The organism is Sorangiineae bacterium MSr11954 (genome assembly GCA_037157815.1).
GTDB classification, from domain to species: domain Bacteria; phylum Myxococcota_A; class Polyangia; order Polyangiales; family Polyangiaceae; genus Pendulispora; species Pendulispora albinea.
In genome coordinates, this window is the sequence record CP089984.1 from 3,202,914 (window position 1) to 3,216,606 (window position 13,693).

Sequence of the window (13,693 nt, forward strand, 5' to 3'; positions counted from 1 at the left end):
CACGAGGAGCACCGGTGAAAGCCCTCACCTTCGACTTTCACTTCCCGAGGCTCGCGTTCGCGCGCACCCTCGGATCCATCACGGCCAACGGCTACCTGAGCCCCCTCGGCCCTCTGCGCCTCTCCGAGGTCCCCGACGCGCGCATCCTCGGCGATCGCTGGGTGGTCGTCGAGACCAAGTCGTGTGGCATCTGCGGGAGCGACGTGAAGGAGGTCTTCATGGACGGCGCGCTCGACAACCCGCTCACCGCCGTCATCTCGTTTCCGCACGTGATGGGTCACGAGCACGTGGGCGTCGTGGCCGAGGTCGGGCGCGCGGTGACCAAGGTCAAGGTCGGCGATCGGGTCGCCTGTTCGCCTTGGTTCAGTTGTGCGGTGCGCGGCCTCCCCGAGTGCGACGCCTGCCAGCGCGGGCACATGTCGCTGTGCGAGAGCTTCTCCGGCTCCGAAGCGAAAGGCGATCGCTTTGCGCCGGGCATGCACGCCGGCACGTGCCGGGATATCTCGGGCGGCTTTGCGCCGTGGGTCCCGGTCCATGAATCGGCGTGTTTTCCCCTGCCGGAGCCGGTGCCCCTCACCACCGCCGTCCTCGCCGATCCATTGGCGGTCGCGCTCCACGCGGTCCTGAAGTCGCCCCCCGAGCCCGGCGAAACGGTGCTCGTGTACGGGTGCGGCGGCCTGGGGGTGCTGGTCGTTCATATGCTCGCGCGGCTCTTCCCGCGCACGCGCATCGTGGCGGCCGATCCGCGCCCGCACGCGCGCGCGCTGGCCGAGGAGCTCGGCGCGAGCGCCACCTTCGCCGGGCGCGGCGCGGAGCTGATCGAGGCCATCGCCAAGGCGACGGACGCGCCCGTGCGCCGGCCGAAATTTGCGCTCCCCTGGCTGCACAAAGGGGTCGATCGCGTTTACGACACGGTGGGCTCCGCGCAGACGTTGGAGACCGCCGTGCGCGCCATCAAGCCCATGGGGGCGCTGGTGCTGGTGGGGGTGGCCACGCCCGCGCGCTTCGAGTGGACGCCGCTCTATTTCAAGGAGCTGCAGATCCTCGGCTCCAGCGGCTACGGCATGGAGACGCTCTTCGGCCGCAGGGCGCACGCGTTCGAGCACGTCTTCGAGCTGCTCGCGCGCGGCGATCTCGATCCCGCCGGCGTCGTCACCCACCGCTTCCCGCTCGAGGGCTACAAAGAAGCGTTCTTGACCGCGCGCTCGAAGGGCACGGCGCCCTCCATCAAAGTGGTGTTCGACTTTGTGTAGCCCCCGCGCCTCCCCGATAGAGCGCACGAAGCTCTTCGAAGGCGCGGGCGAACGAATACCTCGGGGCGAAGCCCAAGAGCTCGCAAATCTTGCGGCTCGACATCGCGCTCGTGGTGGTCACCATGTCGATGGCGGCGTGCGTGAGCAGCGGCCGCGAGGTCGCGCGGCGAAGGCGCGCGATGGTCTCGAAGGAGGAGGCCATGGTGCGCGCCACCGCGAGCGGGATGGACCGCTCGATGGGCCCGCGCCCCGCGAGCGAGGCCACGGCGCCGAAGAACTCGCGAAAGGTCACCGGCTCGCCGTCGCCCACGATGAACGCCTCGCCCAGCGCGCGCGGGTGCTCGGCTGCGAGCAAGGTCGCGTCGACCAAGTTCTCGATGTAGCAAGGGTGGCAGGTGCCGGCGCCGCCGCCCAAGAGGAACATCTTGCCCTGGCGGATCATGGAGAGCGGCTCTTCGAGCCATGTGCCGCGCGGACCGTACACCACCGCGGGGCGCAGGATGGTGAGCGGCAGCCCGCCCGCAAAGGCCTTTCGCGCCACCTCTTCGCCTTCGGCTTTGGTGGTGGAATATCCATCTCGAGACTTCGTTCCATGGGTGGGGGTCGCATCATCGAAGTAGGCCGGCGACGGCGTCCCGAACACCGCGATGGAACTGAAATGAACCGCACGCTCCACCTTGGCCTCGCGTGCCGCGCGATAGAGCGCTTCCGTGCCGCGCACATTGGTAGCGGCGAACTCATCTTGCGATCCCCAATCCGACACATGGCCGGCGCAATGAAAGATGCGCGCGACACCCGCGACCGCCCGGCCGAGGGACGCGTGATCCCGCAGATCTCCGTGCATCACCTCCACGCGCGGCCGGAGATCCGCCGGCAGCTTGCTTTCGCTCCCTGGCCGGCAAAGAACGCGCACCCTACGCCCCTCGCGGACGAGCCGCTCGGCGAGGTGGCTGCCAATGAATCCCGTTGCACCGGTCACCAGATCGGTCATTGCGCTTCCGCTTTTAGATCGGGTGCACGGCGGTGCACCATCGTATTCGAGCCTGTGCAGTCGTGAGCGAGCACGTGCACCCGTGCGGTACGGGTGCCGGGAGGTTAGCCATGAAGGTCCTGTGCGTTCATCCGAGTGGTCTCATGTACACCGAGATTTTCCTGCGGCTCGAGCCGCTGGGGGTCGAGCTGGTGGCAGCGTCGGTTCGAAGAGCGGGGCACGACGTGCGCCTCTTGGATCTCCAAGCGGCCACGCACAAAGACTTCTTCCGCATGCTCGACAGCTTCCGCCCCGACGCGGTCCTGTTCGGGATGAACTACCTGGCCAATGTCCCCGAGGTCGTCGACCTCTGCAAGGCCGTCAAGCAGCGTCTGCCGCGCACCCTCACGTGCGTGGGCGGCCATAGCGCGTCGTTCACCGCCCGCGAGCTGCTCGAGCATGCGCGCGGCGACATCGATTGCGTGGTGCGCGGCGAGGGCGAGGAGGCGGCGCCGCGCGTGCTCGATGCCTGGCGCGACGATCCGAAGAATTTGCACCTGCTCGACGGGGTCATCACCCTCACGGGCGAGGGCCCGCCGCCCAAGCAGATCCACTCGCTGGACGATCTGCGCCCCGCGCGCGATCTCCTCCCGAACCGCAAAAAGTACTTCATTGGCGTCTTGGATCCGGCGGCCTCCATCGAGTTCTCGCGCGGCTGCCCGTGGGACTGTTCCTTCTGCAGCGCCTGGACGTTCTACGGCCGGAGCTACCGCAAGGTCGCCCCCGAGCTCTGCGCGGAGGATCTGGCGAGCATCCGCGAAGAGGGCGTCTTCATCGTGGACGACGTGGCCTTCATCCAAGCCGAGCACGGCCACGCCATCGCCGACGCCATCGAAAAACGAAATATCAAAAAGCGCTATTACCTGGAGACGCGCGGCGACGTTCTCCTGCGCAACAAGGAGCTCTTCGTCCGCTGGAAGAAGCTCGGCATGGAGTACATGTTCCTCGGGCTCGAGGCCATCGACGCCGAGGGCCTCAAGGCATTTCGCAAGCGCGTGCCCTTGGGGAAGAACTTCGAGGCCCTCGAGTACGCGCGGTCGCTCGGCATCATGGTGGCCGTCAACATCATCGCCGATCCCGACTGGGACGAGGCGCGCTTCGCGGTCATCCGCGAGTGGGCCCTCTCGGTGCCCGAAATCGTGAACATCAGCGTCAACACGCCCTACCCGGGGACCGAGACCTTCCTCACCGACGCGCGCACCTTCACCACCCGCGACTACCGCCTCTTCGACATTCAACACGCCGTTTTGCCCACCAAGCTGCCGCTCGCCCGCTTCTACGAGGAGCTGGTGAAGACGCAGCAAGTCCTGAACAAGAAGCACCTCGGCCTCGCCGCCCTGAAGGCCACGGCCGAGATCTCCGCGCGCCTCTTGCTCCAGGGGCAAACGAACTTCGTGAAGATGCTCTGGAAGTTCAGCTCCGTCTACAACCCCAAGCGCCAGCTCGCCGACCACGCGCAGCCCGTCAAATACGAAATGAAGCTCCCGGTGGTCGCCGAAAAGAAGAAGATCGATCCGCGCAAGCTCTACGTGCTCCCGCCGAACAGCAAGGCGGCGCAGGCGAACCTCTTGATCACGCGCGAGTCGTAGCCGCTCACCCGCGGGGGCGCTCGCCCTCCAGCAACGTACGATGGCGCACCAGCTGCTCGGCGAACGCGTCGAGCACCACGCGCACCCGCGCGGTGCGCTGCAAATCGGGGTGCGTGAGGAGCCAGAGCGCGCTCGCCATCTCCGCGAGCGGCGCCATGGCGCGCACCAGCTTGGGGTCGACGTCGCCCATGTAGCAAGGCAGCGCGCAGAGGCCCAGGCCCGCGCGCGCCGCCGCACGCAGCGCGGGCAGGGCGCTGGCGCGGTGGACGATCCGCTCCGCCGGTACGTGCGCCGCGATCCAGCGCGCGGAGCCCAGGTGCGCGAGGTTGTCGTCGGGGGCGAGCCAGTCGAGCGCCAGCGGATCGGCCTTGCTGCGGCCGCGCAGATACGCCGGTGCGGCATACACCGCGGTGGCGATGCGCGCGATCTTGCGCGCCGCGAGGTGCTCCGGGGCGGTGGCCGAGGGGCGCAAGGCGATGTCGGCGTCGCGGCGGGTCAGGTTGAAGAAGGCGTCGGCCGTGACCACCTCCAGCACGATGCCCGGGTGCGAGGCGCGCAAGGTGACGGCCACGGGGGCCAGTAGCTCCAGCAAGGTCTCCGTGGTGGTGAGGCGCACGGTCCCCGTGGGGCGCACGTCTTGGCCGGCCAGGGTTCGCTCCAGCTCGTCCAGCTCCGACGTCATGCGCGCGGCGGCGGCGATGGCTTTTTCGCCCGCGAGGGTAGGGGTGTAGCCGTTTCGATCGCGGTCGAAGAGGCGCACGCCGAGCCGCTCTTCCATGGCGCCCAGGCGCCGCCATGCGCTGGCGTGGTTCACGTGGAGCCTCCGCGCGGCGCCGGCGAGCGAGCCCGATTCGGCCAAGGCGGTGAGAAGTCGGAGATCCTCCAGGGCGAACGATGTTTGTCCTGAGCGCAAACTCACATTGCAATTTTGGCATATTTTCTTGCGCTCAGGTAGGCACCAACATCGGGCGCATGAAACTCTATTACGCCCGTGGAACCTGCTCGCTCGCGTCCCATATCGTCGCCCAAGAGGCCGATATTCCGTTGGAGCTCGAGCGGGTCGACATCGCCAAGACGCCGCATCGCACGAGCGACGGCAAAGACTTCGGCGCCATCCACGCGAACGCGTACGTTCCGGCGCTGCGCTTGGACGATGGATCGCTGCTCACCGAGGGCGTGGCCATCGTGCAATACCTCGCCGACCGAAGGCCCGAGTCCCGCTTGGCACCCCCCGCTGGCACCCTGGAACGCTACCGGCTCCAAGCGTGGCTCACGTTCATCTCCTCCGAGCTGCACAAGATGTACAGCCCGTGGCTCTTTCACCCCGAGTTCGGCGAACAGGCCGCCGAGGTCGCGCGCGCGAAGATCGCCACCCGCCTGGCCTTCGTCGAGGATCACTTCGCGGGCAAGGGGCACCTGGTGCCCTCGGGGGCGGCCGAGCTCTCAGGGCCGTATCTCCTCGGTGAAACGTTCACCGCGGCCGACGCGTACCTGTACACCATCGTCGGCTGGTCGCCGTTCACCAAGATCGATCTCCAGCCGTTCCCGCGCATCCGCGCGTTCATGACGCAGGTCTCGTCTCGTCCCAAGGTTCGCGAGGCCCTGCGCGGCCATGGGATGAAGGTCCCTGCCGAGGGAGAATGGCGATGACCTCGCTGGTTGCATGGCTCGCCCTGGCGTTCGCGGGGCTGCTCGACGTGGCGTGGGCCATCTCGATGAAGTACGCCGAGGGCTACACGCGGCTCGGGTGGAGTCTGGTCTCGCTGGTGCTCCTGGGCGGCTTCGTCTTTCTGCTGGGACGAGCGCTCCAAGTGTTGCCGATGGGGACCGCCTACGCGGTGTGGACGGGCATCGGCGCCGTGGGCACGGTGCTCACCGGTGTGCTGCTCTTCGGCGAGGCGCTCAACGCGGTGCGCGTGGGCGGCATCGTGTTGGTGCTCGCCGGGATCGTCGCGCTCAAGCTGGCGCCGTCGTGAGGGCGCGCTGCCTTCGTCCTTCTTGCAAGAGGCGCCCCCACCAGAGGAGCTCCTCGACCATCGCGCGCGCGCTTCGAAGGGCGCCTTGGTCGGCGGGAAATCCGCGCTCGTTGGTGGCGTAGGCGCCCACGCGCAGGTTGACCTCGTCGCGCACGGCGACCATGCGAAGCTCGCCCACCACTTGGCGCAACTGCTCCACCGCGCGGGCGCCGTTGGCGGAGAAGCCGTAGCTGACGAACGCCACCGGCTTGTGATTCCATGGATTATACAAGGAATCGAGCGCCGTCTTCAGCTCGCCGGGGTAGCCGTGGTTGTACTCGGGGGTCACGATGACGAAGGCGTCGAGCTCGGGGATCCGCTCGGTCCATGCGCCGAGCTCGAAGTCGCGCAGATCGAGCAGCTCCGCGTGAACGTCGGGGGATTGGCCGAGGAGCTCGACGACCCACTTGGCCAAGATTTCACCGCGGCGGCCCTCGCGGACGCTCGCGAGGATGACCCCAATGGATAGAAGACGCCGATCGGACGACGACGCAACGCGTTCGGTAAGAAGTTCGTTCATGCACCAACCGTAGGACCTCGACTTTGCTTGAGGTCAATGCGAAATCGACTAGGGTACGAAGCATGAGCGCTCAAGGATTGTCGGTGGGCGAGCTCGCGACCCGCAGCGGGGTCGCGGTCTCCGCGCTGCACTTCTACGAATCGAAGGGGCTCCTCCGCAGCCATCGCACGCGCGGCAACCAGCGCCGCTACGCGCGCGACGCGCTCCGCCGCGTGGCCTTCATCCGCGCCTCGCAGCGGGTGGGCATTCCGCTGAGCACCATTCAAGATGCGCTCGCGAAGCTGCCCGAGGGGCGCACGCCCACGCAGGAAGATTGGGCTCGCTTGTCGGCGGCCTGGCGCGACGAGCTCGATCACCGCATCGAACAGCTCCGGCGCTTGCGCGACAACCTCACCGATTGCATCGGCTGCGGCTGCCTCTCGCTCGAACGCTGCGCGCTCGCCAATCCCCACGACGTCCTCGGCCGCGAGGGGCCGGGCGCGCGCCGCCTTTTCGTGGATCTGGAGGCGCGCCCTCGGCGGGAGAGCGGGCCAAACGGTGCCAATGAGCCAAGCGGCGCCCCTGGGCCGAACGGTGCGGGCGGGCCAAATGGGCCGTGCCGCTCGTGCTCATGAGGCGCGGCGCTGTGCGTGGGTGAGGCGCGGCGCTGTGCGAGCGTGAGGCGCGGCGCTGTGCGAGCGTGAGGCGCGGCGCTGTGCGTGGGTGAGGCGCGGCGCTGTGCGAGCGTGAGGCGCGGCGCTGTGCGAGCGTGAGACGCGCTGGTTTCCGCGTGTGAAACGCATCTGGGAGGCCGCGGCACAAGTGCTGTGACGTTGGTTCGTCTACCGGCGCGGCGGGGGGCCGATTAGGTTGCGTGCATCCTCGAAGGAGAAAGTCATGCACGTTACGAACGCTTCGTCCGAGTCCGATGCACGTCGAAAGAACCTTTTGCTGGTGGGCGCCCACGGTGTGATCGGCCGCGCCATGACCGAGCACTTCGTGGGGCTCGAGCCTTGGTCGCTGACGACGGCGGCGCGCCGCGGCGCCGTGACGGGGCTCGATGTGCGCGGCGGCACCCCGCCGAGCGCGCTCTCCGTCGATTTGCTCGACCCGCGCGCGGCGACCGCGCGGCTCGCCGAAGCGCGATCGACCACGCACCTCGTGTATGCCGCCTATGTGGAGCGCCCGACCATGGCCGAGACCGTCGCGCCCAATGTGGCCATGCTGGCGAACACCTTGGACGGCCTCGCGCAGGCCGGCGCGCCGCTCGAGCACGTGGTGCTGGTGGGCGGCGGCAAGTCGTACGGCGAGCACCTCGGGCCCTACAAGACGCCGGCGAAGGAGAGCGATCCGCGCTTTCTCGGACCCATCTTCTACAACGACCAAGAAGATCTGTTGCTCGACCGCGCCGCGAAATATGGATTCAAATGGACGGTCCTCCGCCCCGACGCGGTGATTGGCTTCAGCGTCCAATCGCCCATGAACCTGCTCATGAGCATCGCCGTGTACGCCGCCATCAGCAAAGACGCCGGCGTGCCGCTCCGCTTTCCGGGCAAGCACGGCACATGGTCGGCGCTTCATCAAATCACCGACGCGGGATTGTTCGCGCGCGCGGCCGAGTGGGCCCTGACGTCGCCCGCCGCGGCGGGGCAAATCTTCAACGTGACCAATGGCGATCTCTTTCGATGGCAGCACCTCTGGCCCGAGATCGCGGCCTTCTTCGATATGCCGGCCGCCCCGCCTCAGCCCATGAGCCTCGTCGATCAAATGGCCGACAAAGAACCGCGATGGAACCAATTGGTCGCGCGCCATGGTTTGGTGCCCACGCCGTGGTCCCAAGTCGCCTCGTGGGGCTTTGCCGACGCCGTCTTCGGGATGGAGTTCGATCTCGTGCAGAGCACCATCAAAATCCGAAAAGCAGGCTTCCACGGCGCCGAAGATAGCCATGAGAGCGTCCTTGCCCACCTCGCCCGCCTGCGCCGCGAAAAGTACATTCCGTGACCCGCAAACGCATCATCGCGCGCGCGGCAAGAGCTCCGGCGGAATGGGGTGCTGGGGCGTCTCCGCTTGCCAGATGGCGCTGGTGATCCACCAGCGCTTCCCGTCGAAGTAGAGCTCCAAGCTGTTGACGCCGCGCGAGAGCTTGCCCTCGGGCCCCACGCGCAGCTCGTAGGTCGAGTCCACGTGCGCGATGTCGCCGTAGCGGCGAACGGTGCGGAAGATCTCGCGCTCGTGCAGCCCCTTGCGAACCAGGGGCTCGCTGTTGTCGACGAGCTGCTGATGATCCATCACGCGGATGCGGTCTCCGATGGCGACGAACCGAATCCAAGGGCTAAAGAGCGTCCGATCGCGCGCCCACTGGCGGGGTGCGTCGGGCGCCACGTCGACCACCTCGTAATAGGCGCGCACCATCCCATCGATGGACGAGACATCCTCCGCGCGCGGAGCGATCGTCTCGACCGGAAACGACGTTGTGGTCGCAGCGGGCGTGCCCGTGGTCGTGGTCGCAGCGGGCGCGCCCGTCGCCGTGGTCGGCCGGGCCGATTCGCCCGCGTTTCCCGTCTGGGGAGCATGCGCACACGCCGAAAGAACGAGGAGCAAACACGAGAATCGTCGCATGGGCGCGAAGATGCCCAAGCGAAACGACCCTGGCAACCTGTTTCCGAACCGCGGCGAGAGGGCGTCAGCCGCCGGCTCGTGTGCGCAACCTTCGCCCGCCGCCCTTGGCGATGTGCGGAGCGAGCCGCGCAAGCTCGGTCGGCGCCAGCGTACCGACCCTCGGATGTCGAGAGCCGCCGAGGGCTCGGGCAGAGCCGCGTTTCCGGCAAAAGGGTGATGCCGACATCCGTTTCCAAACGCGGCGGCGCGCGACATCGGCTTTCGCTGCATCTGGATCGATCGCGGCACCGGGCGCACCCCCGACTACCACGATCCCGACGCTCTCCGAGGTCCCCGCGTATTTCACCCGCCTCGGCTGGATGTAGCCTCGCGCGGCTCGCGCAACTCGAGCGGCTCGCACAACTCGAGCGAGTCCAGAAACGCGCGCGCCTCGCGCACGTCCGCCGTATCGCGCCCCTCCGTGAGTGCCGCGAGGGCGGGGGCGAGCGCTGCCTTCGCCTCTGCGGTGCGCGAAAGGCGCGCGAGCAGCCGCGCGTAGCTGTGCGAAAGGCGCAGCGCCCAGCCGGTGGCCCGTTGACCTTGTGCGATCACGAGGCCTCGCTCGAACAGCTCCAGCACCGAGGACGGATCGGCGCCTTTGGCGAGCAAGATCTCACCGCGAAGGCGCAAGAGCTCCACCTCGGCCGTGCGTTCGCCCTTGGCCACCAGCACCATCGCCTCGTCGATGGTACGCAGCCCCTCGTCGAGCTCTCCGTCCTTCCACTGGGCCCACGCCAAGGTCATGTAGCAGAGCGTGATCGCGGTCATCCGCCCCGACTCGAGCTGGCCGGTGAGGCCCTCGCGGATCTCACGCACGGCCCCGCGCGCGCCCTTGGCTCGACGCGACCAGCCGCGCACCACTTTGGCGAGCGCCAGCACCGCATCGAGCCCGTGCTCCTCCCCGAGCCGTGAGGCTTCGTCGGCCCGCTTGCGCGCCAGGTCGTGCTCCCCGCGGCAGTTGTGCAAGTTGCCCAGATGAAGGAGCGCCAGCGCCAGGCTGAACACGTGCTTCTTGCGCCGCGCTTGCCGAACGGCGTCGGTAGCGTAGCGCAGGGCTTCGTCCGCGCGGCCGAGGACCCACGACGAACAAGCGAGGCACATGCCGCTGTCCACCCAAGGGTCGACCCCCGCGTGGAACGCGAGCTCTCCATGGGCTTGCTCGTCGTAGAACGAGCGCGCAGCCTTCTCGTGCGACTGGCAGCCCTCGAAGTCCCCCTCGAGGATGGATCGCATCCCCATGGCGATGTGCGCGAGCAGCATCGCCCCGGGATCGGCGCTCATTTGGGCGTGCGCCATCAGCTGCCGCCCGAGCTCCGCCGCCAGCGCGATTTCACCCGCGAGGGAGTAGAACCGCCAGAGCCCGAGCAGCGAGGGGAAAGGCAGCGCGCCGCCCGCGCCGTCCGCGCCCGCGCCGTCCGCGCCCGCACCGTCCCCGCCCTCGTCGCGACCGAGCTCCCGAATGCGCGCGTACACCCGGCGAATGTCGGTGGACCAGTTGGTGGCCAAGAGCGCCCGGCCGAGCGCGAGATGCAGCGCGAGCTCCCGCTGATCGCGCGCGCGTCCCTCGGGCAGGTGCCGGAGCTGGGCGATCGCGCGCCGGCAATGAGCGGCCGCGTCGACGTTGGCCGAGCGCGCGAGCGCCCGCTCACCGGCGCGGTGGAAATAGACGACCGCGTCCTCGTGGCAGCCTCCTTCCACGAAGTGCGCGGCCAAGAGCTCCGGGTTGCGTTCGCCCACCCGAGGCGCGTGCTCGATCAGCACCTCGGCCGCGCGCCGATGGAGCGCGCGACGCTTCCCCTTGGTGAGCGACTGGTACGCCGCGTCCTTCACCAGCACGTGCTTGAACCGGTAGCGCGCCGCGCACGGCCCATCGCCTTCGTCGCCACGGCGGAGGATATCGGCCTCCACCAGCTGCCTCAGGCCCGTCCGCAGGGACTCCTCCGCGTGCTCCCACACCTTGGCCATGACATCGTAGCCCGCGTCGCGATCGAGGACGGCCACCAGCTGCGCCACGTCCTGCGCATCTTGCGGCAGCACGTCGAGCCGCGCGCGCAGCGAGGCCTCCAGCGTCGCGGGGATGCGTGTAGACAGCGCGCCCCCCGCGCGCGCGGCGTCCTCGGGGCCGGCCTCGCCCAGGGCATCCGCCACCCGGTGCGTGAGCTCTTCGATGAACAGCGGCACCCCGTCCGCCCGCTGCACGAGCTGCGCGACGATCGGCGGCGGCAAGTTGCGTCCTTGGCTCGCGAACGCGATCATCGTGGCGGTCTGCTGCGCCGAGAGCCTCGCCAGCGCAAAGCGGCGCAGGTGCGAATGCCGCGACCATGGCTCACGAAAATCGGGCCGCGCCGTGACGACGATCATGAGGCGCGCCTTGGCCATGGCGGCGAGCAAAAGGCGGAGCAGCTCGAGGGTCGAGTCATCGCTCCAGTGCGCGTCCTCGACCACCAGGATCGTGGGCCGGCGCTTCGCCAGGCGCAGAAAGAGGACGACCCACGCATCGAGCGTCTCCCTCGTGATCGACGCGAGATCGAGCGAACCATGCGCCGAGGTCGAGGGCGGCGAAATCTCGGCCAGCGCCGCTTCGAGGGCCGTGAGCTTCTCCTTCGACGTCTCGCTCCGCACCCCGAAGGTGGAGAGCAGACCCTCGGAGATGGGCTGCAGCGCGCTGTTCCGGAAGTACGCCCAGCACTGGCAGCGCACGATGTGGCGCGGCGCGTTCGCCGTCCGCGTCAGGTGGTGCTCGAGCAGCCGCGATTTACCGATCCCGGGCTCGCCGACGATCAAGGCGAGCTGCCCGTTGCCCGCCCGCGCCTGGTCCCAGAGGGCGCGCAGCCCCTCGAGCTCCTCGTCGCGGCCCACGAACGGGGTCAGCGCCCCGCTGGCCACCGGATCGAACCGGCAAGGGGCCTCTTTCGTGCAGATGACCCGATGGATGCGGATGCTCCGCGCTCCGCCATCGAAGCTCGCCTCGCCCAGGGACGCCAGGTGAAAGACGTTCCGCACGAGCACCTGGCTCAATGGCCCGACGAGGATCTCGTTCGGCCCTGCGCGCTGCTCGAGCCACTGCGCCACGCGCGGCGCGTCGCCCAGCAGGTTTTGCGGGGTGGCCGATCCGTCGATGCCATTGACGATGGCCACGCTGGTGTCGATCCCGATGCGCACGGCCAACCGCGCGGCGCTCGCCGTCGCGCAACCCGCGATGGCCTCGACCATCAGCGACGCGGCCCGGAGCGCGCGCTGGGCGTGGTCCTCGTGGACCATCGGGTAGCCAAAGCAGGCCACGATGCGGGGGCCGATGCTGGTGAGGAGCGTCCCCTCGAGCTGCCGAACCACGGTCGTTCCCATCTCCAGGAACTCGGAGAGCACCTCGTCGATGTCGTCGAGCACCGAGTCGCCCGAGAGCTCGGGGGCTCCGTCGAGCGAGCACGATAAAATGGTGATCTGGCGCCGATCGGGCTTGGGGCGCTTGGAGCGCACCGCCGGCTCGCTTCGGCCCTGGCGCTTGTGAAATACGCGCAAACGTGAGAGGGCAATCTCGAGCGCGAGCAGGCCATAAAGGAGCTCGTCGGCCGTCCCATAGCGGGCGTCGGGATCCTTTTGCAGCGCGCGCCGCACGATGTCCTCCGCCTCCGCGGGCAGATCGGGCCGCGCGTGGCGCACGGAGGGCGCAGGGGTGGGCGCGACGACGGCGTCGCGCAGCGCCGCGAGCGATCCACCCGAGAAGGGCAAGAGGCCGGTGAGCAGCTCGAAGAGCACGACGCCCAAGGCCCAGAGGTCCGTGCGCCCGTCTTGGGCCTGCCCGTTCCATTGCTCGGGGGACATGTACGCGGGGGTTCCCGCGAAACCCTCGCCCTCGGAGTCGGGCACATCGGCGACGCTGGCCACGCCGAAATCGAGGATTTTGACCGTTCCATCGCGGGTGATGAAGATGTTGCTCGGCTTGAGATCCCTGTGCACGATGCCCATGCGATGGGCCTGCGAGAGCCCTCGGCAGACATCGATCGCGATTCGCACCGCGCGCTGCGTATCCAGCCGCTCGTCGCGCAACATCGCGTCGAGCGACCGCCCATCCAAGTGCTCCATGACCAAGAACGGCGTGCCCGCGTCCGTCCCCATATCGAACAGCCGCACGATATTTTCATGATTCAGGCGCGCGCACGCGCGAGCTTCGAGCCGAATGCGCTCGAGCGCCTCCGCCGTATCGAGGCCGCCGCTGGTGAGGAACTTGATGGCCACCATCCGGTGAAGCACCGTATCCCGCGCCAAAAATACAATGGACATGCCGCCGCCGCCCAATCGCTCCAGCACCTCGAACCGCTCCCCGTCTCCCCCGCCGAGCCGCTCGCCCGGCCGTCGATCGACCACGACGTGCGTGGCCTTCGGCGATGCAAGGGTGGCATCGATGGGGCGCGCCACCTTCCACTCTCGCTCCGTGACGGTGGGGGTCGGGGGCTCCTCGTGACGAAGGCCGCTCTGGGGTCTCTTCGAACCCACACCCGCATCGAAGCCCTCGATTCGATTCGCGACACCCATCGTCGGACTCTCCCAGCTGTCGAAACGGATGGTCTCTTGCTCCGGCAACGATCCTGTTCGCAAAGCGGGATGGGCTTCGTAGGTGGAGATGCGCATTTCTTCATGACCCTTCCCAG

Annotated in this window: 10 protein-coding genes and 1 pseudogene; 6 read left to right on the forward strand and 5 right to left on the reverse strand. The window is 68.4% G+C overall.

All coding sequences use genetic code 11. The features are described 5' to 3' along the window. The first annotated feature begins 14 nt into the window (after positions 1-14). A complete protein-coding gene (locus LZC94_12500; protein ID WXB18067.1) occupies positions 15-1,253 on the forward strand; it encodes an alcohol dehydrogenase catalytic domain-containing protein in 1,239 nt (412 codons plus the stop codon). Here LZC94_12500 and LZC94_12505 read toward each other — a convergent pair. Further along, a complete protein-coding gene (locus LZC94_12505) occupies positions 1,228-2,244 on the reverse strand; it encodes an NAD-dependent epimerase/dehydratase family protein (GenBank protein ID WXB18068.1) in 1,017 nt (338 codons plus the stop codon). The genes LZC94_12500 and LZC94_12505 overlap by 26 nt on opposite strands. Positions 2,245-2,354: 110 nt before the next feature. Between LZC94_12505 and hpnR the strand changes: the two genes are divergently transcribed. Then, the gene (hpnR, locus tag LZC94_12510; GenBank protein WXB18069.1) at positions 2,355-3,872 is read left to right on the forward strand and encodes a hopanoid C-3 methylase HpnR; all 1,518 of its coding nucleotides are present in this window, start codon (positions 2,355-2,357) and stop codon (positions 3,870-3,872) included. A gap of 4 nt (positions 3,873-3,876) precedes the next feature. Here the strand turns inward: hpnR and LZC94_12515 are convergent, their stop codons facing one another. Next, on the reverse strand, positions 3,877-4,791 hold the full coding sequence (locus LZC94_12515) for a LysR family transcriptional regulator (protein ID WXB18070.1): 915 nt from the start codon (positions 4,789-4,791) through the stop codon (positions 3,877-3,879). Between the two features lie 53 nt (positions 4,792-4,844). Here LZC94_12515 and LZC94_12520 point away from each other — a divergent pair, with 53 nt between their 5' ends. Together LZC94_12520 and LZC94_12525 are read left to right on the forward strand one after the other, a co-directional pair. Further along, entirely contained in the window at positions 4,845-5,522 is a 678-nt protein-coding gene (locus LZC94_12520) for a glutathione binding-like protein (protein WXB18071.1), read from the forward strand. Further along, positions 5,519-5,848, forward strand: a complete 330-nt coding sequence (locus LZC94_12525) for a multidrug efflux SMR transporter (GenBank protein WXB18072.1) — start codon at positions 5,519-5,521, stop codon at positions 5,846-5,848. Before LZC94_12520 ends, LZC94_12525 begins: the two co-directional genes overlap by 4 nt. On the opposite strand, the gene LZC94_12530 is transcribed toward LZC94_12525, so the two are convergent. Continuing rightward, complete coding sequence (locus tag LZC94_12530; GenBank protein WXB18073.1) at positions 5,829-6,407, reverse strand: NAD(P)H-dependent oxidoreductase; 579 nt, start codon at positions 6,405-6,407, stop codon at positions 5,829-5,831. The genes LZC94_12525 and LZC94_12530 overlap by 20 nt on opposite strands. Before the next feature lie 62 nt (positions 6,408-6,469). Here LZC94_12530 and soxR point away from each other — a divergent pair. Further along, a pseudogene (soxR, locus tag LZC94_12535) lies at positions 6,470-6,907 on the forward strand (redox-sensitive transcriptional activator SoxR). 376 nt (positions 6,908-7,283) lie between these two features. After that, the gene (locus LZC94_12540; GenBank protein ID WXB18074.1) at positions 7,284-8,387 is read left to right on the forward strand and encodes an SDR family oxidoreductase; all 1,104 of its coding nucleotides are present in this window, start codon (positions 7,284-7,286) and stop codon (positions 8,385-8,387) included. Between the two features lie 12 nt (positions 8,388-8,399). On the opposite strand, the gene LZC94_12545 is transcribed toward LZC94_12540, so the two are convergent. Together LZC94_12545 and LZC94_12550 are read right to left on the reverse strand one after the other, a co-directional pair. Next, complete coding sequence (locus LZC94_12545) at positions 8,400-9,005, reverse strand: hypothetical protein (protein WXB18075.1); 606 nt, start codon at positions 9,003-9,005, stop codon at positions 8,400-8,402. A gap of 342 nt (positions 9,006-9,347) precedes the next feature. Beyond that, positions 9,348-13,577: a protein kinase gene (locus LZC94_12550; protein WXB18076.1), complete on the reverse strand. Its 4,230-nt coding sequence runs from the start codon at positions 13,575-13,577 to the stop codon at positions 9,348-9,350. Positions 13,578-13,693 lie beyond the last annotated feature (116 nt).